This window comes from Pseudomonas sp. CFBP2511, from assembly GCF_030209255.1.
GTDB lineage: Bacteria > Pseudomonadota > Gammaproteobacteria > Pseudomonadales > Pseudomonadaceae > Aquipseudomonas > Aquipseudomonas avellanae.
On the sequence record NZ_JARVSI010000009.1, the window covers coordinates 130,680 to 156,478 of the forward strand.

The following is a 25,799-nucleotide window of genomic DNA, read 5'->3' on the forward strand; positions in this document are numbered from 1 at the left end:
GACAATGCCAGGTCAAGGGTGTTCCAGCCCCTCGGCATTGGTCAGCTCACGGATGAGCGTGGCCTGTTGCTGCTTGAACCGGGCTTCGAACTCTTGAATTCGATTTTCGTATTCCGGGTTGTCGAGGCTGATATTACGTCGCTCGAATTCGTCGGTAAGTCGGGTCAGGTCGGTTCGATAGACGCGTTCAAGTGCCTCAAAACGGCCTGCATGAATTTCCCGCAAATAACTGACCCAGAAATCCTGTTGCGCCGCAAAACTCAGGAACGGCTCGCCCTGTTCGCCGGTCCGCACGCGAAGCAGGGCAGTGTCGAGTTCCCCCGGTCGAATACGCGCGTGGACCTCGAACAGCATGTGCTCCGGCGGCACGGGCAGGTTCAGTGCACTTGCCCAGTGCACGCGATACGCCAGGCGGACTTCCGCCTCGTCTCTGTCTCCAGCCTGTTCGCGAGCAGCCGCGTCCAGCTCGGATAACCTATAAAGACGGACAGCCAACTGATAAAGCGTTGCACCGCGCTGCTCCGTAACGACGTTTTGCAAGGACTGGCGAGTGAAGATCAGCACCTCCATCTGATTGAACTCCAGAACGATGCCGTCCGAGCAGGTAGCGTTATCGTGAAACAGCCTGAGCGGCTCTTCGGCAATAGCGTTGAGGGTCATGCACAGCTGTGGGTCCTGATTCGCGGTGGCGAGCACTGTCCAGACACGCTCTCGTAATGCTGATCGACTGGCCATGTTGCGGTAATCGGCGCTGAGACGCAGTGAATCGATCAGCTCCAGAAGATTGCGTGTGTGTTCACCGGCTTCCAGTTGCTCCCAGATCTGGCGGCGCTCTGCGCTCATGGGGTGCGATTCTTCCAGCCAAGGCTCGACAGTAACGGGCTCCGGGGTGGAAGAGCGGCTCTCGTCGGAAGGCATGTAATCCGATATTGACCCGTCGGAGTCACGGCTTTCTGTCCAGTCCATGCCGCTGAGTTCGGGCGGTAGGTCCATGTCGAAGGTGAAGGCACGTCCGTAACGCTCCGACATCTGCGCACTGCGCATGGTTGCTTCGGAAAGCGGGTTGTTCAGCAGGCTTATTTCCGTGTGCGAATGCTGGCTAGCGGGATTGGCGAGAATGTTTTCCGGCAAGTCAGTGATCAGATTGCCCTCCAGCAGAAGCGTTTTCAGGGGCGACGGAATCATTTCATCGATCCAGGTTGGCCATTCGCTCAGCCCGACATTGTTCAGCGACAGCCAGTTGAGGGCGGTGTAGTTGAGGCTGGAGAGGTCGGTAATGGCACCTATCCGATTGCCATCGAGTTCCAGCCGTTCAAGCGTCGGAATACGGCTGAAAAAATCGATGTGTTGTTGCTCGAGAAGCAGGCCCTGATCGTTGAGGCACAACGAACGCAGTGCGCGAAGTTCCAGCAGCGCTTCCGGCAGCCGGGTCAGCGGTATCACATGGCCGCTCATTTCCAGCGAATTCAGATCAGTCATGCGCCGCAGCAACTGGTCGAGGTCAGACGCTGTTCCGGTGACTCTGCTCAGGTGCAGGTAGCGCACCTGACGACAGAAGAAGTCCGGCAACTGTCGGGGAAAATCCGCCAGGGCAATATCGACCAGGCGCAGCGGCGTATGGATATGCCCCAGGCTGAACGTGCGCCAGTGATCAATCAGCAGCAAACCGATCTGGCGTCGCGCCGCTATGGTCTGCTCGCTCGGTATCGCCAGTGAGCTTGACGCATTTGTCCACTGATCAAGCGCCACTACCAACTCGGCGCCCTGCTGCAGTTGCATGTTCACCGCGGCCTGCACCGCGAGCGGGGTGTCCATGACAAACCTGAAGGCGCGGCCGGAAACTGCCTCGTTGATGCGCGCCTGTATTGCGGTGTGCCGGGACAGACTGTTACCGCGCAAGTCGATCAGCGTCTGATGTTCCAGGCTGGGCGGGTTGTCGAGAATCCAGCCAGGCAGTTCGGTCAGGTTATTGTGAGCCACCGAAAGCTCACGAATATTGCTCGGGATCATGTCAGTCAGCCATGAAGGCCAACGGTACATACCGACCCGCTCAAGCACCAGTCGATCGAGACGCAGCCAGCCAAGGTCCATAGGCAACAGGCTGACCAGACGATTGCCGCTGAGGTCCAGCGTTCTAAGAGCAGGCATATCGCGAAAGTGACTCATCTGCGGCTGATCGAGAAAGATACCCTGATTGATCAGCCCCAGCTCGGTGAGCTGCGGCAGCACGCTGGATATTTGCTGGGGCAGGTTGATGAATGTCGAGGTTTCAGGGTCGAGCCCTGCGCTGGGCTCACTGACCAGGTTCAGTGATTGCACCTGCGGGAAGCGTCGCAGGAAATGCCCCAGCTCGAACGTGTTGGTCAATTGCCGGGGCAGATTCGGCTCGGCAGGCGTTGTGCTCTCAACGCCGGGACGTACTCGGGTTTCAATCGAGATGTTTTCCAGGTGCAACCCGGTGACGCGGTTATAGACGAAGTCCGGCAAGTGTCGGGGGAAATCCGTCAGAGACACGTACTGCAACCGCAGCGGCTCGAACGTACGCCCGATCTCGGGCAGATTGTTGAGGCGCCAGTGGCTCCAGATGGCCTCACTGATGCGCTCTCGACTGTCCACATGTGCCTGGCTCATCTGTAGAAATGTAGTGACTTCATCGGTCCAGACGATAAGGCTTGCACGCAGATCCAGCTGTTCGCCCAGCAGCGTGTTGAGTCGATCATCGATGGCCCTGTTGTCCCAGCCGGTGTGGCGCAGGCGGTTGAGAATGTCTTCCGGGAAGGCATCTTCCAGCTCCAGCGTGCGGATCTTGTCCAGCAGGCTTTCGTCGGTCGTGTACCAGTCGATCCTGCCGCGTCCGCTCAACGGGTAACCCAGGCGGCCGTCGGCCAAGCGCATGGGCGATCTGGAGCCAGGCTTGATAGCCTGCATTTTCAGCAAGGGTGCGAGTTTCTGACGGGATAAAGGATTTTCCTGAACCAGCCTCTTCAGGTCCTGCCCCTGACCTGCATGGGGAAAACCCAACTGGCTGCGCTGGGCATCCGGCAAGGCGTGGAGTACGGACGCATAGAGGTCGTCCAGGCCATGCAGGTGCTGATCGTCAGCGTCACGGACTTCATAACGGCTGCCATCGCTGATCAGCACTTTGCGAATCGGAGCGTCCTGCGGGCCGATGCTGTCGATCAATGCACCGCTGAAATAACGATTGCGGACTTCCAGTCGGACCTGTGCTGGCCATTGCGGCAGGGCCTCAAGGCTGTGAAGGGCAAGACACTCGCTATCGGCGCTGGAAACCGACGTCAGGTAAAGCCCTTCGTAGGCACGTGCCAAACGTGTCTTTCGCAGATAAGCAGTGGCTTCCTCGGCCATTCGCAACGGTACGCGGTGATCTTTTACAAGCTGAACCCGTTCCGCAGGCAATGCGTGGCTGGCAAGCTCTTGCGCAACCATGGGAGGCAGCCCGCCAAAGGCTTTCTGGAGGGTTGGAGTGCCGTCCACATCGCCGATTTTCAGTGTGCGGTAACGGGATTCAAACAGCCAGGCTCTGCTCCTTCGGGCGCTGGCAACCAGGCGGGTCCGCAGCGTGGTCAACCTGGGCGACATGCCGAGCTGGCCTGCGCCGAACTCTTCATCGAGCAGGGTTCTGATCTCGTTATTGCTTAAGCCTTCAAGCGCCTGGCGCAGCGCGTCCGGCTGGTCGGCACGAATGCGCAGAACGTTATCGGGAGTAGCCTGGCGTGCCGGTGGAAATGTACCGAGGGTGTTGCCGTCGCCATCCACCAGCACCAGCGCACGATTGCCGGGCCAGGCGGGTTCCTGACTCAGCAAATCCAGCTGGAGGGAGGCGTCCGCGTGGATGTCACCGGCTTCCATCTGTTCGATGACGCGATCGATTTGCTGATCCAGCCTGAACCGGCGTGCAGTGTCTTCCAGCAGTGCAGGCGCGGGTTGTTGCTCATGGAGTGCGCGGCGCATGACTGATTCGGTTGTGTCACTGACGCGCAGGATGCGTCGCGCCGTGACATCGGAAAACGCTTCGCTGGAGTACCCAAGCCGCCGAAACAGGGTCAGGCCCTCCATCTCCAGTGGCCGATCAAGTTCATGCAGCCAGGCTCCCGCGCCGTTATGCCGCAAGGCCGGCTGATAGCTGTTGGTCCGGGTAGGGTGCTCGATCAGATAATCGCCGTCGGTTGCCGCCGGTTTGACCGAATAGGTCTGCCCGTCGACAGGCAGCCACTGTTTGCCTTGCCAGTGGTAGAGGCCCAGTTCATCGGGCTGCAAACCCTTCGGCAGCACGATGTCATGGGCGAACGGTGACAGGTCCGGTTTCCAAAGCCGCGTCGCGCCGTCCGGCAGCTCCACCGCCTGCAGACTGCTGACGAACTCAGGCACCTGCACGGCTGGAATGCCCGAACCACTGGCCACGGCTGCGCCCAGGGCTGACATCAATGCGATGTTCTCTACTACATCGAACAGGTAGGCAAAGGCCTGCTGTCGTTCGCCATGCGCCCAGCTTTGTGCGCCGTCATACACTTCGTGGATCAGTTGCGCAGCTGTCACGGCCAGCATGACTTCGCCCAGCCCGGGGACGACGAAGGCTGCGATATTCAGCACATTGAATGCAGTGTCCTTGAAATACTGCACACGCTCGTCGAAGGTCTTTTGGTCCTCTGCCGCAGTGGGCACGCCGTGGAACAATGCGTCGTCGCGCAGGGCGGCACGCTTGCGATCGTGCAGGTTGTCGAGCAACACGCCGCCGAGCGGGGTTTCTCTCAGGTCCAGCCGGGCGTTTCGGTCTGCTTCCTGTTCTAACCACTGGCCTTCGAAGAAACCGCCTTTCTTGACCTTGGGGTGCAGGCGTTCAAGCAATTTTCCATATAGCTTACTTCGGTGTCGCGCCGGAATGAAACGCTGCAAGAAGTTCAGGTACCCGTCAACGAACATCCGGTCGCGCAATGAACTCAGGAATGCTTCAGCCGAGTCATATTCTTTCAGCGGCGCAATGGGATCGTCGGGTATATAAACGACGATTTTTTCCACCTGAGTGGCCACTTCGCGGTCTTTGCCAAACACCACAATGCCGGTCAGTTCGACATCCCATAAGCGCAGCACGCTGCACTTCACGGGCAGGTTATCAAGTTGAACGTTGCGCTTGCCCGCAACAATGTCCAGTACCGCGTCATGTAGCGGCTGGCTGATCAGCCCCTTCAACGTGGCTATTTGTAACTGAAGCCTGATGGATGACGACTCCAGATGTATGAAGTTGTCGCGGATCCTGTCGGCCGTTTCTCCTGGTGTCGCAGGCGTACTGAATGCGGATTCGAGGTGCGTCTGATACTTGCCGCCCAGGTCCAGTTCACGGCACAGCGCTGCAAACCCGGTGGGGGAGATCGGTACCGACTTGCCGGTCATCTGCGTACCGATGATTTCATATGCGGAAAACACCGCGGCCTTGATGCCGGAGTCCGAGTCCATCGCGCCGTTTGCTGTTTCCCAGGCCTCGAAATTTTGCAACGCCGCCTTGAGCAGGCTCTGGGTGGCGGCCCTCAGGGCGATGCTGGCTTGGGCCAGCGGGTCTTTGGAGGCCGAAATGAACGACTGGTCGACCGTTGCCCGGCCCGCATGGAACAGCCAGGTCTTGTCAACATCCACGTCTACGCCGAAGCGCTCGTTGATGGCTGCCGTCAGCAAGGGCCTGGCAAAGTCTTCAAGCGTGGACAGACGATCGAGCGTCGGGCGGACCTTTTGTTCGTTCTCGCGGTGTTCGGCGTACAGGCGTTGCAATGCCGCGACCTGTTCGGGGCTGGACTCGCGTGCGTTGGCCAGCCATTGCGGCGCGACAGCGGACGCCTTGCGCAAGGCCGCATGAGTGGCGGGTTCTGCCTCAAGCAGCCAGTCAGGCGAGTGGTCTTCTATAAGTTGCACGTGCGGGTTTGCTGGAGCAATGCCCGCCAGGGATGGATCTAGCATTGGACTGCCTTGTCATGAATGAATAGTCGACAAAGCTTACGTTTGTGATCCGGCCTGCAAGTGGTAACTATGTATGGGCGCTCAAGTAGTGTTGGCGCTGGCCGACAAAAAGGGCAGTGAGGCTCGGTTATCGGCAGGCGCATGATGTTCATCTGTGTATGGACCGCTTGCCTGCCAATGGCTGGGCTATACTCACGCCGCTTGGACCGTTCGTCGGTCCGCTTCTTGAACACGGCCCGACGCCGTCGTTGAACTCTTGAGGGCTGACTGTGAAGAACTGGACCTTGCGCCAACGGATTCTGGCGAGTTTTGCCGTCATCATCGCAATCATGCTGCTGATGGTGGTTGTGTCGTATTCACGACTGTTGTCCATCGAGTCCAGCGAGGAAGATGTCCGTCTCGATGCGTTGCCCGGTGTTTACTACAGCACGCTGGTGCGCAGCGCGTGGGGCGAAAGTTACATCCGCACGCTGGAGCTGATTGCCGAAGGGCAGGCGCGGCCGATGACCAAGCAGGAAAAAGACCAGTTTCAGAGCTTTGACGAAAACCTGCAGGCACAGATGGATGGCTACAAGAAGTCTATCTTCACTGATGAAGACCGAGACGGCTTCGCAATTTTCGAGAAGCGCCGCGAGGCTTATTCGCGCATGCTTGCCGAGGTTCACTCCAAGTATGATCGAGGCGACTACGCTGGCGCACGCGCCGAGTTCTATAGCGATGTAAACCCGGTCTGGCTCGCCGGCCGCAAACAGCTCAATGAGCTCATCGTGGCCAATAAACAGCTGGCTGATCAGGCTACCGCCAACATTGTCAACGCCGTACTGGCTGCCAAGATCAGCATGATCCTGTCGCTGCTGGTCGCCGTGCTGGCGGCTGCGGCCTGCGGTCTGCTGCTGATGCGTTCGATCATGGCACCGATGCAACTGATCGTGCGGATCCTCGACATCATGCGTACCGGCGACCTGAGCACGCGCTTGAACCTGTCCCGCAAGGACGAGTTCAATGCGGTCGAAACCGGCTTCAACGACATGATGACCGACCTCACCACGCTGGTCGCCCAGGCGCAGCGTTCGTCGGTACAGGTCACCACGTCAGTTACCGAAATCGCCGCGACGTCCCGTCAACAACAGGCCACGGCCACCGAGACCGCCGCAACCACCACCGAGATCGGCGCAACTTCGCGGGAAATTGCCGCCACTTCGCGGGACCTGGTACGCACCATGACCGAAGTTACCTCGGCGGCCGATCAGGCCTCGGTGCTCGCCGGTTCCGGCCAGCAGGGCCTGGCGCGTATGGAAGACACCATGCATCAGGTGATGGGCGCGGCCAATCTGGTCAACGCCAAACTGGCGATCCTCAACGAGAAGGCCGGTAACATCAATCAGGTGGTCGTCACCATCGTCAAGGTGGCCGACCAGACCAATCTGCTGTCGTTGAACGCGGCCATCGAGGCCGAGAAAGCCGGTGAATACGGTCGCGGTTTTGCCGTGGTGGCCACCGAGGTGCGCCGTCTGGCCGACCAGACCGCTGTCGCCACCTACGACATCGAGCAGATGGTGCGTGAGATCCAGTCAGCGGTGTCCGCAGGCGTGATGGGCATGGACAAGTTCTCCGAAGAAGTGCGCCGCGGCATGTTCGAGGTCACTCAGGTCGGCGAACAGTTGTCGCAGATCATTCATCAGGTTCAGGCCCTGGCACCGCGCGTGCTGATGGTCAATGAAGGGATGCAGGCGCAGGCCACGGGCGCCGAGCAGATCAATCAGGCGCTGGTGCAACTGGCCGATGCCAGCAGCCAGACCGTCGACTCACTGCGTCAAGCCAGCTTCGCCATTGACGAGTTGAGTCAGGTAGCGGTCGGGCTGCGCGGTGGCGTGTCGCGTTTCAAGGTCTGACACACCCATGACGGAACAATCGCCGAGGCGCAACGGCACGCCACTGACTGCAAGCAAACTCTTCCTGCTGTTCTGTATCGGCGAAGACCGCTATGCACTGGACGCGACCGAGATCGCTGAAATCCTGCCGCGTGTGAAGCTCAAGGCGATTGCCCGGGCTCCGCACTGGGTGGCGGGGATCTTCGCCCATCGCGGCGAGATCGTGCCGGTCATTGACATCAGCGCGCTTAACTCCGGTCAGCCCGCGCGCTTGCGCACCAGCACACGTATGGTGCTGGTGCACTATCGGTATGATGATGCGCATCCGGCGCAGTTGCTCGGGCTGATCCTCGAACAGGCGACCGAAACCCTGCGCTGCCCGGTCGCGCAGTTCAAGGCATACGGGCTGGACAATCGACTGTCGCCTTATCTGGGGCCGGTTCGCGAGGACGAACAGGGCCTGCTGCAATGGATTAACGTTCAGGAGTTGTTGAGCGAGCCGGTTCGCGAGTTGCTGTACCCGGTGCCACCAATCGACCTCGACCTGCTTGAGGACGCGTCATGAAAGCCGATGACTCGCGCTTTTTCAGCTTCCTCAAGGACCGCATCGGCCTGGACGTGACCTCGGTCGGCGAGGCGATCATCGAGCGCGCCTTGCGCCAGCGCGCGAAGGCGGCCAACTGCGCTGACAGTGACGACTATTGGCACCTGCTGATCTCGTCGCCGCAAGAGCAGCAGGCGCTGATCGAAGCAGTGATCGTGCCCGAGACCTGGTTTTTTCGTTACCCTGAATCTTTCGTGACATTGGGCATGCTCGCCCGTGAGCGCATCGCAAGCCTTGCCGGCGTGCGCCCGCTGCGCATTCTCAGTCTGCCGTGCTCGACCGGCGAGGAGCCTTACTCCATCGCCATGGCGTTGTTCGATGCGGGGGTCGATGCCCGGCAGTTCAAGGTCGATGCGGTCGATATCAGCCCTGTTTCCATTGCCAAGGCCGTGCATGGCATTTACGGCAAAAACTCGTTTCGCGGCAGCGACCTCAGTTACCGCGAGCGTTTTTTCAGCGCCATCGCCGACGGCTTTGAAGTTGCCGATGAAATTCGTGCCTGCGTGAATTTTCAGCCTGGCAACCTGCTTGATCCGAAGCTGGCCTCGCAGGTGCCGTATGACATCGTGTTCTGTCGCAACCTGGTCATCTATTTCGATCGGCCGACCCAGCAACGCGTGTTTCAGGTCCTCAAGCAACTGACCCGTGAAGACGGCCTGCTGTTCATCGGTCCGGCCGAGGGCAACCTGCTGGCGGGCATTGGCATGCGCTCGATTGGTATTGCGCAGTCATTCGCCTTCCGTCACGCACCCGCCGAAACAGCCGCCCCGGCGCAGGTGCAGGCCGCAGCGCCGATTGCCCCGCGTCCAGTCGTTGAAGCACCCGCCAGATCGCCAGCACCCACGCCACGACCTGCCGCACGAACGTCAGCAGCTTTTGCGCCCCTCGCCAAACCGGCCGCCGCGGCTGGCAATAGCGAGGTCTCGGCGCTGCTCGACACCATTGCCGGCCTGGCCAACGAAGGCAAAAGCGCCGAAGCGCGAGCCGCCTGCGAGCGCTACCTGCAGCAGCATGAGCCGGTTGCGCAAGTGTTCTACTGGCTGGGCCTGCTCAGCGAAGTTGAAGGCGCTGTGGTTCAGGCTCAAGGGTTCTATCGCAAGGCGTTGTACCTGCAACCGCAGCACCGCGAATCGCTGGCCCAGCTGGCAGCGCTGCTGGCCGCTCAGGGTGACAGTGCCGGTGCCCGGCGCTTGCAGGACCGTGCCGCACGTGGCGCGAATAAACAAGGAAACCACTGATGACGGGCCTGTCCGGTTTTTCCAGCATTACCCATGATCAAGCCTTGGACATCGATGATTGCTGGAACCGCATCGGCGTTCACGGTGACCGCTCATGCCCGTTGCTGGAAGAGCATATCCATTGCCGCAATTGTGCGGTTTATTCCGCGGCGGCCACACGTTTGCTGGACCGCTATTCACTGGCTCAGGAGCATCACGAGCAGTTTCAGGGTTCGGTGTTGCAGCGCGACATCAAGACCCGCTCGATTCTGGTGTTTCGCCTCGGTGAAGAGTGGCTGGGGCTGGTTTCCAGTTGCCTGTCAGAGGTCGCTCCGTACCAGACGATTCATTCGCTGCCGCATCAGCGATCACGTGCGATGCTGGGCGTGGCCAACGTGCGCGGCGCTCTGGTCGCGTGCATTTCGCTGGTCGAGCTGCTCGGGCTGGACAGCAACCCGGTGATTGCCCAGTCGACACGTGTGGTGCCGCGCATGTTGATTATCGCGGTCGGAGGCGGGCCGGTCGTGGTGCCCGTGGACGAGGTCGACGGCATTCATGCCATTGACGAGCGTGAGCTGGAAGCCGCTTCTGCGTCCGGCACGCATGCCAATGCCCGCTTTACCCGTGGCGTGCTGCAATGGAAAGACCGCAGCCTGCGTTGGCTGGATGAAGAACAGTTGTTGTCGGCGGTGCATCGGAGCCTTACATGACGCCAGATCAAATGCGTGACGCCTCACTGTTTGAACTGTTCACGCTGGAAGCCGATGCGCAGACCCAGGTACTCAGTGCCGGGTTGCTGGCGCTCGAACGCAACCCGACCCAGGCCGATCAGCTGGAAGCCTGCATGCGTGCGGCGCACTCGCTCAAGGGGGCCGCGCGGATTGTCGGCGTGGATTTCGGCGTCAGCGTCGCGCACGTGATGGAAGATTGCCTGGTCAGCGCTCAGGAGGGCCGGCTGTTGCTGCAGGCCGAGCACATCGACGCGTTGCTGGCCGGGACTGACCTGTTGATGCGTGTTGCCACGCCAGGTGGCACCAGCGTCGGTCAGGCCGATATCGACAGTTATGTCGAAAGGCTCAACACCCTGCTGGCCTCGGGGGCCGGTGCCGCACGTACGGTCACAAAGGCGCTGACTGATCCGTTGCTCGACCCCTTGCTGGCGAGCGCGATGCAACAACTGGAGCTTTCTTCCGCAGCGGCCGCGGCATTGACCGGCCAGGCCACTGATTCGCTGGCTGCCGATTCGCCTCCCGGCCCCGTGCCGGCCCCGGCCGAGCCAGCCGCTGAACCCGAACCGCCCTTTACGCCATTGCGTGAGCGTCGGGTAGCCGAGGGCGGCGAGCGGGTGTTGCGCGTTACCGCCGAGCGCCTCAACGGGCTGTTGGACATGTCGAGCAAGTCGCTGGTCGAGACCCAGCGACTCAAGCCCTTGCTGGCTGGCATGCAGCGCCTCAAACGTCTGCAGAGCAGCAGCGACCGGGCGCTTGAAGTGCTCGGCGCCAGCTTTGGCGAGGACGGCCCAGGCGCCGATGTGCAAAAAGCGCTGGAAGATGCGCGCAGTCTGTTATCTCAGGCGCAGCACATGCTGGCCCAGCAGACCGCCGAGCTCGACGAATTCGGCTGGCAGTCGGCCCAGCGTGCGCAGCTGTTGTACGACACCGCGCTGGCTTGCCGCATGCGGCCGTTCGCCGATGTGTTGAACGGTCAGGCGCGCATGGTCCGCGATCTGGGGCGTGAGCTTGGCAAACAGGTCCGCTTGCAGATCGAAGGCGAGAAGACTCAGGTTGATCGCGATGTCCTGGAAAAGCTCGAAGCGCCCTTGACCCACCTGTTGCGCAACGCTGTTGATCACGGCATCGAATTGCCCGAAAAGCGCGCTGCCGCCGGCAAGGAGCCTGAAGGGCTGATCCGTCTGCAGGCCTCGCATCAGGCAGGCCTGTTGGTGGTGGAGTTGAGCGATGACGGTGGCGGCGTGGACCTGGCGCGTTTGCGCCAGAGTATCGTGGACCGCAAGCTTTCACCGGCCGAAACCGCCGAACAGATGAGCGAAGAAGAACTGCTGAGCTTTCTGTTCCTGCCGGGTTTCAGCATGCGCGACAAGGTCACGCAGATTTCCGGGCGCGGTGTCGGGCTTGATGCCGTGCAACACATGGTTCGCCAGATGCACGGCAGCGTCCAGTTGCAGCAATGGGCGGGCGAGGGCAGTCGTTTCAGGATCGAAATGCCACTGACCCTTTCGGTGGTGCGCAGCCTGGTGGTTGAAGTCGGCGGCGAAGCCTATGCCTTCCCGCTGGCCCACATCGAGCGCATGCGTGACTTGCAGCCTGATGACATTCTGCAACTGGAAGGGCGTCAGCACTTTTGGGACGAAGAGCGCCATGTGGGGCTGGTCTCGGCCAGTCAGCTGTTGAACCGCCCTCCCGCGCAAAATGCCGGCGAGACGACCCTCAAGGTTGTGGTCATTCGTGAGCGTGATGCCGTTTACGGCGTGGCCGTCGAGCGTTTTATCGGCGAGCGAACGCTGGTGGTGATGCCGCTGGATGCACGCCTGGGCAAGGTTCAGGACGTCTCGGCAGGCGCTTTGCTCGATGACGGTTCGGTGGTGTTGATCGTTGACGTCGAAGACATGCTGCGCTCGGTGGAAAAGCTTCTGAACACCGGCAGGCTGGAGCGTATCGACCGGCGCAATCGTCAGGTCGATCAGGCCACGCGTAAACGGGTGCTGGTGGTCGATGACTCTTTGACAGTGCGCGAACTTGAACGCAAGCTGCTGGTGGGGCGTGGTTATGACGTGTCGGTTGCCGTTGACGGCATGGATGGCTGGAATGCGTTGCGCGCCGAAGACTTCGACCTGCTTATCACCGACATCGACATGCCGCGCATGGACGGTATCGAACTGGTGACGCTGCTGCGGCGTGACACCCGCCTGCAATCGCTGCCGGTGATGGTCGTGTCCTACAAGGACCGTGAAGAAGACCGACGCCGTGGCCTGGACGCCGGTGCTGATTATTATCTGGCCAAGGCCAGTTTCCATGATGATGCCTTGCTCGACGCTGTTGTCGAACTGATAGGAGACGCGCAAGGATGAAGATTGCCATTGTCAACGACATGCCTATGGCCATCGAGGCGTTACGTCGTGCGCTGGCTTTCGAGCCTGCACACCAGGTCATCTGGGTGGCGGCCAATGGTGCCGACGCTGTGCAGCGCAGCATCGAGCAGACGCCGGATCTGATCCTGATGGACTTGATCATGCCCGTGATGGACGGTGTAGAGGCGACACGGCGCATCATGGCCGAGACGCCATGCGCTATTGTCATTGTGACCGTCGACCGCGAGCAGAACATGCGCCGCGTGTTCGAAGCCATGGGGCACGGCGCGCTGGATGTGGTAGACACGCCGGCCATCGGCGGCCCCAACCCCAGAGAAGCCGCAGCGCCGTTGCTGCGCAAGATACTCAATATCGATTGGCTCATGGGCCAGCGTGTCGGCCGTGAGCGCGTGGTGACCACGTCCAGGTCAGAGGTCTCAAGACGCGACAGGCTGGTCGCCATTGGTTCATCGGCGGGTGGCCCGGCGGCGCTGGAGATCCTGCTCAAGGGGCTTCCGGAAAATTTCCCGGCAGCCATTGTGCTGGTGCAGCATGTGGATCAGGTGTTTGCTGCAGGCATGGCCGAGTGGCTGTGCTCAGCGTCGGGCATGCCGGTACGCTTGGCAAAAGAGGGCGAAACGCCGCAAGTCGGTGTTGTACTGCTGGCCGGGACCAACCATCATATTCGCTTGTTGAAGGACGGCACGCTGGCGTACACCGCAGAGCCGGTCAACGAAGTTTACAGGCCCTCAATCGATGTGTTTTTCGAGAGCGTGACTCGTTATTGGACTGGTGAGGCTGTGGGCGTTTTATTGACTGGCATGGGGCGCGATGGCGCGCAGGGGCTCAAGGCCATGCGTGAGCGGGGCTTTCTGACCATCGCTCAGGATCAGGCCAGTTCTGCGGTGTATGGCATGCCCAAGGCTGCCGCCGCCATTGATGCGGCCGTCGAAATCCGCCCGCTGCACACGATTGCGCCGCGCTTGATGGAGGTATTTACTCAATGATTGCTCAGGTGAAACCACCGGCTGTCGGCGAACAGGAGACGATTCATGGATGACCTGCAGGCGGACGACATCAAAACCTCGGATGAAAACAGCGCAATGGTGCTGCTGGTCGATGATCAGGCCATGATTGGCGAAGCGGTACGGCGTGGTCTGGCCGGCCATGAATCGATCGACTTCCATTTTTGCGCCGACCCGCACCAGGCGATTGCCCAGGCTGTGCAGATCAAGCCGACGGTGATTCTGCAGGATCTGGTCATGCCCGGCCTTGACGGCCTGACGCTGGTTCGCGAATACCGCAGCAACCCGCTGACCCGTGACATTCCGATCATCGTGCTCTCCACCAAGGAAGACCCGCTGATCAAAAGCGCAGCGTTCGCGGCCGGGGCCAACGACTATCTGGTCAAACTGCCGGACAACATCGAGCTGGTGGCGCGCATTCGCTATCACTCGCGCTCCTACATGACCCTGTTGCAGCGTGATGAAGCCTATCGCGCCCTGCGCGTCAGCCAGCAACAGTTGCTCGACACCAATCTGGTGCTGCAGCGCCTGATGAACTCCGATGGCCTGACCGGGCTGTCGAACCGTCGCCACTTCGACGAATACCTGGAGCTGGAGTGGCGTCGAGCGACCCGCGATCAGGCGCAGTTGTCGCTGCTGATGATCGATGTGGACTACTTCAAGGCCTACAACGATAACTTCGGGCATCTGGAGGGCGACGAAGCCCTGCGTCAGGTGGCCAAGGCAATCCGCAACAGTTGCAGTCGCCCGTCGGACTTGCCGGCGCGCTACGGCGGCGAGGAATTCGCCATGGTCCTGCCCAACACGTCGCCGGGTGGTGCGCGTCTGCTTGCTGAAAAACTGCGCCAGAGCGTGGCCGGCATGAACATCCCGCACATCGCCCCGGTGCCGGGTTCCAGCCTGACCGTGAGTATCGGCGTCGCCACCGTGACGCCGCAGGTGGGCCAGCACAGCAGGCAACTGATCCTCGACGCCGACAAAGGGCTGTATCTGGCCAAGAACAATGGGCGCAATCAGGTGGCTGCCGGCTGATATCACCCGCGGCAGATAAAATAGGCAGCCCGCGCGGGCTGCTTTCGCGGCGCGCCTTGGGGTATACTCGTCGGCTTTGAAAATTTCGCCTGCGAGTGCTGCCTACCATGGAAATCAACCCGATCCTAAACAGCATCAAGGATTTGTCCGAGCGCTCCGAAACCATTCGGGGGTATCTTTGACTACGATCACAAACATGATCGTCTGACCGAAGTAAACCGCGAGCTCGAAGATCCCAATGTCTGGAACAACCCGGCCTACGCTCAGGAGCTGGGGCGCGAGCGCTCTTTGCTGGCGCAGATCGTCGAAACCCTGGACGAAATGTCCTCCGGGCTGGTCGACGCCAAAGACCTGCTGCTGATGTCCGCCGAAGAAGAAGACCAGGCTGCCGTCGACGACGTGGCTGCCGAAGTCGAGCGCCTGCGTGCCTCGCTGGAAAAGCTCGAATTCCGCCGCATGTTCAGTGGCGAGATGGACCCCAACAACGCCTATCTGGACATCCAGGCCGGTTCCGGCGGCACCGAAGCCCAGGACTGGGCCAACATCCTGCTGCGTATGTACCTGCGCTGGGCCGACAAGCGCGGCTTCGACGCCACCATCATGGAGCTGTCCGCCGGTGAAGTCGCCGGTATCAAGGGCGCTACCGTGCACATCAAGGGTGAATATGCCTTTGGCTGGTTGCGCACCGAAATCGGCGTGCACCGTCTGGTGCGCAAGAGCCCGTTCGACTCCGGCAACCGCCGTCACACCTCGTTCTCGGCCGTGTTCGTGTCGCCGGAAATCGATGACAACATCGAAATCGACATCAACCCGTCGGATCTGCGTATCGACACCTACCGCTCCTCGGGTGCCGGTGGTCAGCACGTAAACACCACCGACTCGGCGGTACGTATTACCCACGTTCCGACCAACACTGTGGTCAGTTGCCAGAACGAACGTTCCCAGCATGCGAACAAGGACACCGCCATGAAAATGCTGCGGGCCCGTTTGTATGAGCAGGAAGTGCAGAAGCGCAACGCAGCGTCCCAGGCGCTCGAAGACACCAAGTCGGATATCGGCTGGGGTCATCAGATTCGCTCTTATGTTCTGGACGCCTCGCGTATCAAGGATCTGCGAACCAACATCGAACGCAGCGACTGCGACAAGGTGCTTGATGGCGATATCGACGAATACCTGATCGCGAGCCTCAAGCAAGGGCTGTAAACCGTCAGCCGACACCTCAAGCCCCTCGCTGCAAGGCGAGGGCGAACCTGTGATGGAATATCTAAAGACATGAGCGACCAACAACTCGACCCGCAAGCCCTGCAACAGGAAGAAAACACCCTGATCGCCCTGCGCAAGGAAAAGCTTGCTGCCGGCCGTGCCAAGGGTCAGGCCTTCCCCAACGACTTCCGCCGCGACAGCTACTGCAATGACCTGCAGAAACAGTACGTCGACAAGACCAAGGAAGAACTGGCAGAGGCAGCGATCCCGGTCAAGGTTGCCGGTCGCATCATGCTTAACCGTGGTTCGTTCATGGTCATCCAGGACATGACCGGGCGCATCCAGGTCTATGTCAATCGCAAAACCCTGCCTGAAGAAACCCTGGCCGAGGTGAAAACCTGGGACCTGGGCGACATCATCGCGGCCGAAGGTACGCTGGCACGCTCCGGCAAGGGCGACCTGTACGTCGAAATGACCAGCGTGCGCCTGCTGACCAAGTCGCTGCGCCCGCTGCCCGACAAGCACCACGGCCTGACCGATACCGAGCAGCGCTACCGCCAGCGTTACGTTGACCTGATCGTCAACGAAGACGTGCGCGAAACCTTCCGTGTGCGCTCGCAGGTCATCGCTCACATCCGCAGCTTCCTGATGCAGCGTGACTTCCTTGAAGTTGAAACGCCGATGTTGCAGACCATTCCTGGCGGTGCGGCAGCCAAGCCGTTTGAAACCCACCACAATGCACTGGACCTGGAAATGTTCCTGCGTATTGCACCGGAGCTGTACCTCAAGCGGCTGGTGGTCGGCGGTTTCGAGAAAGTCTTCGAGATCAACCGCAACTTCCGTAACGAAGGTGTTTCGACCCGGCATAACCCCGAGTTCACCATGCTCGAGTTCTACCAGGCCTACGCTGACTACGAAGACAACATGGACCTCACCGAAGAACTGTTCCGCGAGCTGGCGCAGCTGGTGCTGGGCAGCACCGACGTGCCTTACGGCGACAAGGTGTTTCACTTCGGCGAACCTTTCGTGCGCCTGTCGGTGTTCGATTCGATCCTCAAGTACAACCCTGAGCTGACCGCTGCCGATCTGCAGGATGTGGACAAGGCGCGCGCCATCGCCAAGAAGGCGGGTGCGAAAGTGCTCGGCTTCGAAGGATTGGGCAAACTGCAGGTGATGATTTTCGAAGAACTGGTCGAGCACAAGCTGGAACAGCCCCACTTCATCACCCAGTACCCGTTCGAAGTGTCGCCGCTGGCCCGTCGCAACGATGACAACCCGAACGTCACTGACCGTTTCGAGCTGTTCATCGGCGGCCGCGAGATTGCCAACGCCTACTCCGAGCTCAATGACGCTGAAGATCAGGCCGAACGCTTCCAGGCCCAGGTGGCCGACAAGGACGCCGGTGACGACGAAGCCATGCACTACGACGCCGACTTTGTTCGTGCGCTGGAATACGGCATGCCGCCCACGGCGGGTGAGGGGATCGGTATCGACCGGTTGGTGATGCTGCTCACCGACTCGCCGTCGATCCGGGACGTGATCCTGTTCCCGCACATGCGCCCCCAGGCGTAAGCAGTGGAAAAAAAGCCGCCTTCAATGGGCGGCTTTTTTTTAAGCGTTTTCAGGACGTTCTCAAAAAGGAAGCTGTCGTGACAATTGCAAGAGAAGGGGCTGCCGGAGTAGCGAGTGCGGTGGCCAAAAGTGTCAAGTATCAAGGCCGCAAGGCTGCTCGGGAGGGCAGTGAACAACGCAGGCAGGTGATTCTCGATGCCGCCATGCGCATTGTGGTGCGTGACGGTGTACGTGCCGTGCGTCATCGTGCCGTGGCCGCCGAGGCCGGTGTGCCGCTGTCTGCGACCACCTATTATTTCAAGGACATCGATGATCTGCTGACCGATGCCTTCGCCCAATACGTGCAACGCAGTGCCGACTACCTTGCGCGGCTGTGGCAGACCACCGAAATCATCCTGCGCGAGATGATGAGCCGCAGCTCCGGCAGCCCGACCGACCGTTTTCGGCTGGCCGACGACATCGCACGCATGGCGATGGAGCATATTCGCCATCAGTTGCTGACCCGCCGCGAATACTTGATTGCCGAGCAGGCGTTCTACCATGAAGCACTGATCAACCCGCGTCTGACCCCGCTGGTCATGGCCCATCAGGAAATTTTGTTGCAGGGCAGCTGTCAGTTCTTTCAGGTGATCGGCTCGCTGCAGCCTTATCAGGACGCTCAGGTGTTGACGGGATTGATCCGTCGCATGGAGTATCAAGGCCTGCTTCATGGTCCGCAGCGTCAAGCGGGGGACGAAATGCTTGATATCCTCACTCGCCAGTTGCGTCTGGTACTGGGTACGCCGCAACCGCTTCGAGGGTAGCGGCACCTTTTCTGGCGTGCTCTGGATCAAGTGTTCCCGCGGCTTGACGATCTTGCCAGATCCGATATTTTTCTACAGGTGGCACGTTATTCATGCGCCACCCCGCAGCAGGGCAAAAAGCCCGCCAGCCAAGGAGTACCGGTGGACGAGTATCAACAGACTATTCGTGCTTTATCGGATCGGATCGTCGTTGCACAGACGCCGATTCGCATTCTGGATGCAGTGAAATGGGATGACACGGTTCGCAAGAACTTTCTCGCCGCCAAGGGCAAGGCGCTCCCTGCTGTAGATCGTGCCTATTACGAAAACCGTCCGTTGGGGTTCGATTCGGTGGCCCTGAAACAAGAGTTTCAGAACATCGAGCGGGACGTCACACGTCAACTGGGACAGTTCAACCCGGTCGGGCAGATCATGCGGCGCATGTGCCGCGAGTACCGCATGGTGGTGCGCATGCTTGAAGCGCGTGGCACTCCCGATTTCGGGCTGATCTCTCAGGAGCTTTACGGCGCGGCGTCCGATGCCTTTCACGCCGGTGACCCGACCCTGGCCGATCTGGGGCTGATGCTTTCGGATTACCTGAATAACATTGCCGGGCGCGGTGACCTGAAAGACGAGCCGAAAATCCTTACGGCCAAAGACGCTGTTTCGCTGCTGCAATCGCGCCTGAATCGGGTTTTTGGCGAGGCTGAAGAAACCATACGGGTGTTCGAGTCTGACGGTATCGTCGCCGATGCGGCGGCCGGTGCTGACTACATCAAGATCCGTACCGACGCAATGTTCAACGAGCGGGATGTACGAGCGCTGGAGGTTCACGAAGGTCTGGTGCACGTCGGCACCACACTGAACGGGCAAAACCAGCCGATCTGCACCTTCCTGTCCAAAGGCCCGCCGTCCTCGACGGTGACGCAGGAAGGGCTGGCGATTCTCATGGAAGTCATTGCCTTTGCCTCCTACCCCAGCCGCCTACGCAAGCTGACCAACCGCACGCGCGCCATTCACATGGCCGAGCAGGGCGCTGATTTTCTGCAGGTGTTCGAGTTCTATCGCGAGCAGGGTTTCGGCATGTCGGAGAGCTACGGCAACGCCAGCCGGGTGTTCCGCGGCTCGGTGCCTGACGGCTTGCCGTTCACCAAAGACCTTTCGTACTTGAAGGGTTTCATCATGGTCTATAACTACATTCAGCTGGCGGTGCGCAAAGGCAAACTTGAGCAGGTGCCGCTGCTGTTCTGCGGCAAGACCACGCTGGAAGACATGCGCACCCTGCGCCAACTGGTGGATGAAGGGCTGGTGGTTGCACCCAAGTACCTGCCAGAGCAGTTTCGTGACATGAACGCATTATCGGCCTGGATGTGCTTCTCCAACTTCCTCAACCACCTGAGCCTGGACCGTATCGAAGCGGATTATTCGAATATTTTGTAGCCGTTGATCATTGTTTGCAGGAGCGGACCGGGCGACGCTTGGCTGCCTGCCGGGAACTCCATTTTTTGTAGGAGCGGACTTGTCCGCGATCTGCCGGGAACCGGCAGCAAAACCTGTGCACAATGTGTATCAGTCACAACCAAGGTCACCGGTTTCAGGGCCGCTTCGCAGCCCATCGCAGCCGTCGTAACCTTCTGAAGCTCCTACACTCTGGGGCTGGATAGCACTGAGACTTCAAGGAACCCCCCATTTGAAACTGATCGGCATCATCGTCCTGATCCTGAGCCTCACCGGTTGCAGCTCAATGCTGTTCTATCCGGAACATGGCCTGCCGTTCACGCCCGACAAGGCGCGTCTGCAGTATCAGGACGTGAACCTCACCGCTGCCGATGGCACGCAGTTGCATGGCTGGTGGTTGCCGGTCAAAGAAGGTGTGCCGGTCAAAGGCACGGTGTTGCACCTGCATGGCAACGGCGGCAATCTTTCGTGGCACCTGGGGGGCAGCTGGTGGCTGCCCGAGCAGGGTTATCAGGTGTTGATGGTCGACTATCGCGGTTACGGCCAGTCGCAGGGCGAGCCCAGCCTGCCGGCGATCTATCAGGATGTTCAGGCGGCTTTCGACTGGCTGAACACCACGCCGCAGGTACAAGGCAGGCCGCTCGTGGTGCTGGGACAGAGCATTGGCGGCGCGCTGGCAGTGCACTACCTGTCGCAGCACCCGCAAGAACGCTCCAGAGTCAAAGCACTGGTGCTGGACAGCGTGCCGGCCAGCTACCGCAGTGTTGCGCAAAACTCGCTGAGCAAATCCTGGCTGACCTGGCCGTTGAAAACGCCATTGTCATGGCTGATCCCGGACGCCGACAGTGCGGTGAACGGCCTGCCGCAACTGGCGGGTACCCCGATGCTGATCTTCCACAGCATGGACGATACACTGGTGCCGCTCGCCAATGGCATCGAGCTGTACAAGGCTGCGCCGCCCCCGCGCGTGCTGCAACTGACCCGCGGCGAGCACGCGCAAACCTTTGGCGACCCTCTGTGGCGTCAGGTCATGCTGCGCTACCTCGAAGACCCCGAGCACTTCAATGGCCTGCGTCGTCTGGCCGAAGTGCCCAATTTTCCCGCTTCTGACAAACATCCTGCGCAATGAGTGATGATCGTAATGTGAACGGCATGATCCTGGCCGGCGTTGGCGCAGTCATCGGTACGGTCGGCTGCCTGTGGTTCTACGGCTACCTGCACTTCGCCAAACCTGAAGACGCCTTGTTGCTCAGTCAATTCACCCTGCTCAAGACTGTGCCGGGCGAGGACTACAAGATTGCTGCGACGCCCGCCGCTGAAGTTGCGCAGTGCATCGACGGCGTGCTGGTGCTGTTCGATACGTCACGCAAGGGCTTGTCCGGCGTGCTGATCGACGACCGCAGGCAGGCGGTGCGCTGTATCGGCCAGCAGACACCACAGCAATAAACCCGCATAAGTGCCCACCCATTAAAAAGCCCCGCCTGCATGCGCAGACGGGGCTTGGGTACAGCCGCTCGGTCGCTTATTTCATCGACGAGCGTGGGGCAACAGGCTGGTTGTCGTTGGAAATGGTCACTTCCACACGACGATTCATGGCGCGGCCCGAGTTGCTGGAATTGTCAGCAACCGGATATTCCTTGCCATAACCCATGGTCACAACGCGCGCCGGGTCTACACCCATGCGGACCAGTGCCATACGAACCGAATTGGCGCGACGCTCGGACAGCGACTGGTTGTAGGCAGCCGAACCGGTGCTGTCGGTGTAGCCTTCGACAATCACTTTGCGGTCAGTGTTTTCCTGCAGGAACGCAGCCAGCTTGCCGATGTCGCCCTGGGCGGTTGGCTTCAGCTCGGCCTTGTTGTAGTCGAACAGCACGTCACCAAAAGTCACCAGCGTACCGCGTTCGGTCTGCTTGGCGTTCAGGCTGTTTTTCAGCGCAGCGATTTGAGCATCACGCGCTTCCAGGCGAGCCTTGGCACGGTCGGCAGAAGCGTTCTGCAGAGCGGCTTCGGAGGTGCGCAGGGCGATGGTCTGCTTGGCCAGCTCGACGCGCTGGTTGGTCAGGTAAGAAAGCTGATCGACTTTCTTGACGTCGTCATCATTACGGAACGCCTGCTCTGCCTTGGCCAGCCATTCGCTCGCGTCCTTGGTTTCCAGGGCGGCGACTTTGGTGGACTCAGGGTTGGTCTGCAGCGCGGTGAAGTTGCTGCGTGCCTGTTCCAGGTTAGGGTTAGGCTTGGTTGCACAGGCTGCCAACGCAACGCTCATGGCCAGCAGAGCAGGGATCATCAATTGTTTACGCATAATAAGGTCGTCCTTTAATCAGTTACGAATTCATGAAAGCAGAAGGGTGGCGAGGTGCTTACTGCACCTGACGCAGGCCTTCATCACGGAGTTCGTTCACGCCCTGACGGGCATCCTGCACAGCCTTGTTGGCTTTGGCAGCCTGAGATTTGCGTTCCGCTACACGAGCGTCCCACTCTGCTTGTTCAGCCAGCTTGCGGGCTTCGTCGTACTTGTGATCCTGCATGGCCAGGTCAGCAGCTTTGAGTTTGTCTTGAGCCGATTTCATCTCTACGGCTGCGAACTCGGTGCCACCGGCGCTGACGGCGCTGTTTACGGCAGATTGAGAAACCGCGTACTGCTCGGATGGCGGGTTCCCTGCGCAACCGGCCAGGATGAACGTGCTACCGATTGCCAGCGCAGCCAGCTTGAGCCCGCGCAGGCCTTGGAACTTGGTTTTGGCAGTAAGGGTGTTCATGGTGATCAACTCCATTGTATGACTCCGAACGTGGTTATCCATGACAGTTGTGCATCAAGTCCGGGCATGAGGTCGTACAACGCCTGCTACCTTTCGGGCTTTCCTGTAATGGTTAATGGCTCCGACCTGCGGGGTTTTTGAATAGTTCATATTAATATTTTTCGAGTGGTCAGGAATTTTCAACGGCGCTCGACCAACTGCCTGTAGTCGGGCGACATCTCAAAAGGTTCTGTTGGCGAACAGGCGGTGCACGCCAACACAGCTTTTTGCGCTAAGCATTTGGCGAACTACCGCCTTTTGGTGCACTGTTGGCAACGCGGATTTGAATTCACGTAGCTCGTTTTGTTGAACGGATACGCAACTGAGCCCAAACAATAACCGGGAGAGGGAACGATGGCCGATATCGATGCGCGTCTGCGCGAAGACGTTCACCTGCTGGGTGAACTGCTGGGCAATACCATCCGTGAGCAGCGCGGGGCTGAATTTCTCGACAAGATCGAACGCATTCGCAAGGGCGCCAAGGCGGGCAGGCGTGGCTCTGCAGAAGGTGCAGAGCAGCTCAGTTCAAGCGTCGACGGGCTTGAGGATGACGAACTGCTGCCGGTAGCCCGGGCCTTCAACCAGTTCCTCAACCTGGCCAACATTGCCGAGCAATATCAGCTCATGCATCGGCGTGACGATGCGCAGCCGCTGCCGTTCGAGTCGCGTGTGCTGTCCGAATTGCTTGATCGTCTGAAAGCAGAAGGACACCAGCCTGAAACCTTGGCGCGCCAGTTGAGCAAACTGGAAATCGAGCTGGTGCTGACCGCGCACCCCACCGAAGTTGCTCGTCGCACGCTGATCCAGAAGTACGACGCCATTGCCACGCAACTGGCGGCGCTGGACCATCGTGACCTCAACAGCGCCGAGCGCGCGCAGATTACCTCACGCTTGCAGCGTCTGATCGCCGAGGCCTGGCACACCGAAGAGATTCGGCGTATCCGGCCGACACCGGTCGACGAGGCCAAATGGGGCTTTGCGGTCATCGAGCATTCCCTCTGGCACGCCATCCCGAATTACCTGCGCAAGGCTGACCACGTGCTGCACGCCGCCACCGGCCTGCATTTGCCGCTGGAAGCTGCGCCGATCCGTTTCGCCTCCTGGATGGGCGGCGACCGCGACGGCAACCCGAACGTCACCGCCGCCGTGACCCGTGAAGTTCTGCTGCTGGCCCGCTGGATGGCCGCTGACCTGTATTTGCGCGACGTGGACAACCTTGCCGCCGAGCTGTCGATGCAGCAGGCCAGTGACGCACTGCGCGCCAGTGTCGGCGACAGCGCCGAGCCTTATCGTGCCGAGCTCAAACGCCTGCGCGAACGTCTACGTGCAACACGTAATTGGGCCAACGCTTCGCTGACCGAGACCTTGCCTGCGCCGGAAGAGGTGCTGCGCGACAACCGCGAACTGCTGGACCCGCTGCTGCTGTGCTTCCAGTCACTGCACGAGTGCGGCATGGGCGTGATCGCCGACGGGCCGCTGCTCGACTGCCTGCGTCGTGCGGTCACATTCGGCCTGTTTCTGGTGCGTCTGGATGTGCGTCAGGACTCCACGCGGCATTGCGCGGCCATGACCGAAATCACCGACTATCTGGGGCTGGGTCGCTACGAAGAGTGGGATGAGCAGACCCGGATCGATTTCCTGCTGCGCGAATTGAATAACCGCAGGCCGTTGCTGCCGCGCTACTTCAAACCGGCAGCCGATACCGCCGAAGTGCTGGCCACTTGTAGAGAGGTGGCGGCAGCGCCGGCAGCGTCCTTGGGTTCCTACGTGATCTCGATGGCCGGTTCCGCCTCCGACGTGTTGGCCGTGCAATTGCTGCTCAAGGAGTCCGGGCTGCAACGGCCGATGCGTGTGGTCCCGCTGTTCGAGACCCTCGCCGACCTGGATAACGCCGGGCCGGTGATCGAGACGCTGCTGGGGCTGCCTGGTTATCGCTCACGTTTGCAGGGGCCGCAGGAAGTCATGATTGGCTACTCGGACTCGGCCAAGGACGCTGGCACCACTGCGGCCGCCTGGGCGCAATACCGGGCGCAGGAAAAACTGGTGGAGATCTGTCGCGAGCAACAGGTCGAATTGCTGCTGTTCCATGGTCGCGGCGGTACCGTCGGGCGTGGCGGCGGTCCGGCGCATGCGGCAATCCTGTCGCAGCCACCGGGGTCGGTTGCCGGGCGATTCCGGACCACCGAGCAGGGCGAAATGATTCGTTTCAAATTCGGCCTGCCAGACATCGCCGAGCAGAACCTCAATCTCTATCTGGCTGCCGTGCTGGAAGCCACGCTATTGCCGCCGCCACCCCCGCAGCCAGCCTGGCGCACGATGATGGACCAGATGGCCAGCGACGGGGTCAGTGCCTACCGGGCGGTGGTGCGCGAGAACCCCGAGTTCGTCGAATACTTCCGCCAGGCGACACCCGAGCAGGAACTGGGCCGCTTGCCGTTGGGCAGTCGGCCGGCCAAGCGTCGCGAGGGGGGCGTAGAAAGCCTGCGCGCCATTCCGTGGATCTTCGCCTGGACCCAGACGCGCCTGATGCTGCCCGCATGGCTGGGCTGGGAGGCTTCGTTGAGCAAGGCGCTGGAGCGCGGCGAAGGCGAGGTGCTGGCGCAGATGCGTGAGCAGTGGCCGTTCTTCAGAACCCGTATCGACATGCTGGAAATGGTCCTCGCCAAAGCCGACGCAGACATCGCCCGGCTCTACGACGAACGTCTGGTGACCGCTGAGCTGCAACATTTGGGCGCACATTTACGCGACCTATTGTCGCAGGCCTGCAATGTTGTGCTGGGGTTGACCGGCCAGACGCAACTGCTGGCCCACAGCCCTGAAACGCTTGAGTTCATCAGCCTGCGCAACGCCTACCTCGACCCGCTGCATTTGCTTCAGGCCGAGTTGCTTTCGCGCTCGCGCAATCGCGAAGCGAGTCTGGACAGCCCTCTGGAACTGGCGCTGCTGGTGTCTGTGGCAGGTATTGCTGCCGGCCTGCGCAACACCGGTTAAGCAACCGCACCGCTGCTGTCGTCGGGTCGTTTCGGTCCGGCGGTGGCAAGACCGGGTTTGCAGGCCAGCCTGCCGGAAACGTTGATACAGATCACCCAGCTCGACAATCAAGGCACGCAAGCCGGTGCGCAGGCGGTTAATGCGACTTTTGGCGGCTTGTGCGGCCCCTGTCGGCTGTGTATCTTGAT

At 60.4% G+C, this 25,799-nt stretch carries 17 protein-coding genes; 14 read left to right on the forward strand and 3 right to left on the reverse strand.

The window, feature by feature from the left end:
* Positions 1 to 12: 12 nt before the first annotated feature.
* Positions 13 to 5,967, reverse strand: a complete 5,955-nt coding sequence (locus tag QRN38_RS08190; protein ID WP_057417986.1) for an NEL-type E3 ubiquitin ligase domain-containing protein — start codon at positions 5,965 to 5,967, stop codon at positions 13 to 15.
* Positions 5,968 to 6,236: 269 nt separating this feature from the next.
* Between QRN38_RS08190 and QRN38_RS08195 the strand changes: the two genes are divergently transcribed.
* From QRN38_RS08195 to QRN38_RS08255, 13 genes are all read left to right on the forward strand, one after another.
* Positions 6,237 to 7,859 (forward strand): methyl-accepting chemotaxis protein, encoded by a 1,623-nt coding sequence (locus tag QRN38_RS08195; RefSeq protein ID WP_007245383.1) that lies wholly within the window; start codon positions 6,237 to 6,239, stop codon positions 7,857 to 7,859.
* Between the two features lie 7 nt (positions 7,860 to 7,866).
* Positions 7,867 to 8,403, forward strand: a complete 537-nt coding sequence (locus QRN38_RS08200; RefSeq protein ID WP_057417987.1) for a chemotaxis protein CheW — start codon at positions 7,867 to 7,869, stop codon at positions 8,401 to 8,403.
* Positions 8,400 to 9,680, forward strand: a complete 1,281-nt coding sequence (locus QRN38_RS08205; RefSeq protein ID WP_024668410.1) for a CheR family methyltransferase — start codon at positions 8,400 to 8,402, stop codon at positions 9,678 to 9,680. Before QRN38_RS08200 ends, QRN38_RS08205 begins: the two co-directional genes overlap by 4 nt.
* Entirely contained in the window at positions 9,680 to 10,369 is a 690-nt protein-coding gene (locus QRN38_RS08210) for a chemotaxis protein CheW (RefSeq protein WP_057417988.1), read from the forward strand. The genes QRN38_RS08205 and QRN38_RS08210 overlap by 1 nt, the downstream gene beginning before the upstream one ends.
* Complete coding sequence (locus QRN38_RS08215; RefSeq protein ID WP_057417989.1) at positions 10,366 to 12,747, forward strand: hybrid sensor histidine kinase/response regulator; 2,382 nt, start codon at positions 10,366 to 10,368, stop codon at positions 12,745 to 12,747. Before QRN38_RS08210 ends, QRN38_RS08215 begins: the two co-directional genes overlap by 4 nt.
* The gene (locus tag QRN38_RS08220; protein ID WP_005765912.1) at positions 12,744 to 13,754 is read left to right on the forward strand and encodes a chemotaxis response regulator protein-glutamate methylesterase; all 1,011 of its coding nucleotides are present in this window, start codon (positions 12,744 to 12,746) and stop codon (positions 13,752 to 13,754) included. Before QRN38_RS08215 ends, QRN38_RS08220 begins: the two co-directional genes overlap by 4 nt.
* A 45-nt stretch (positions 13,755 to 13,799) precedes the next feature.
* Positions 13,800 to 14,804, forward strand: coding sequence for a response regulator (locus QRN38_RS08225; RefSeq protein ID WP_005765914.1), 1,005 nt, complete (start codon positions 13,800 to 13,802; stop codon positions 14,802 to 14,804).
* A gap of 107 nt (positions 14,805 to 14,911) precedes the next feature.
* Positions 14,912 to 16,007, forward strand: a protein-coding gene (gene prfB, locus QRN38_RS08230; RefSeq protein ID WP_096059895.1) for a peptide chain release factor 2 whose coding sequence is annotated in 2 segments (ribosomal slippage) — positions 14,912 to 14,983 and positions 14,985 to 16,007 — 1,095 coding nt in all. Because the reading frame shifts where the segments join, the coding sequence is not laid out codon by codon here.
* 69 nt (positions 16,008 to 16,076) lie between these two features.
* Positions 16,077 to 17,579 carry a lysine--tRNA ligase gene (lysS, locus tag QRN38_RS08235; protein WP_005765916.1) on the forward strand — a complete coding sequence of 501 codons (1,503 nt, stop codon included), beginning with the start codon at positions 16,077 to 16,079 and terminating at the stop codon, positions 17,577 to 17,579.
* A gap of 77 nt (positions 17,580 to 17,656) precedes the next feature.
* Complete coding sequence (locus QRN38_RS08240) at positions 17,657 to 18,382, forward strand: TetR/AcrR family transcriptional regulator (protein WP_007245388.1); 726 nt, start codon at positions 17,657 to 17,659, stop codon at positions 18,380 to 18,382.
* A gap of 141 nt (positions 18,383 to 18,523) precedes the next feature.
* A complete protein-coding gene (locus tag QRN38_RS08245) occupies positions 18,524 to 19,801 on the forward strand; it encodes a flavohemoglobin expression-modulating QEGLA motif protein (protein ID WP_005765921.1) in 1,278 nt (425 codons plus the stop codon).
* Between the two features lie 250 nt (positions 19,802 to 20,051).
* Positions 20,052 to 20,948 (forward strand): alpha/beta hydrolase, encoded by an 897-nt coding sequence (locus tag QRN38_RS08250; RefSeq protein WP_007245391.1) that lies wholly within the window; start codon positions 20,052 to 20,054, stop codon positions 20,946 to 20,948.
* Positions 20,945 to 21,265 (forward strand): PA3694 family proteiin, encoded by a 321-nt coding sequence (locus tag QRN38_RS08255; protein ID WP_005765924.1) that lies wholly within the window; start codon positions 20,945 to 20,947, stop codon positions 21,263 to 21,265. The genes QRN38_RS08250 and QRN38_RS08255 overlap by 4 nt, the downstream gene beginning before the upstream one ends.
* Positions 21,266 to 21,341: 76 nt before the next feature.
* On the opposite strand, the gene lptF is transcribed toward QRN38_RS08255, so the two are convergent.
* Positions 21,342 to 22,124, reverse strand: coding sequence for a lipotoxin F family OmpA-related lipoprotein LptF (lptF, locus tag QRN38_RS08260; RefSeq protein WP_057417990.1), 783 nt, complete (start codon positions 22,122 to 22,124; stop codon positions 21,342 to 21,344).
* 58 nt (positions 22,125 to 22,182) lie between these two features.
* On the reverse strand, positions 22,183 to 22,596 hold the full coding sequence (locus QRN38_RS08265; protein ID WP_005765928.1) for a DUF4398 domain-containing protein: 414 nt from the start codon (positions 22,594 to 22,596) through the stop codon (positions 22,183 to 22,185).
* Between the two features lie 378 nt (positions 22,597 to 22,974).
* On the opposite strand from QRN38_RS08265, the gene ppc reads away from it, so the two are divergent.
* Positions 22,975 to 25,611 (forward strand): phosphoenolpyruvate carboxylase, encoded by a 2,637-nt coding sequence (gene ppc / locus QRN38_RS08270; RefSeq protein ID WP_057417991.1) that lies wholly within the window; start codon positions 22,975 to 22,977, stop codon positions 25,609 to 25,611.
* The last annotated feature ends 188 nt before the right edge of the window (positions 25,612 to 25,799 follow it).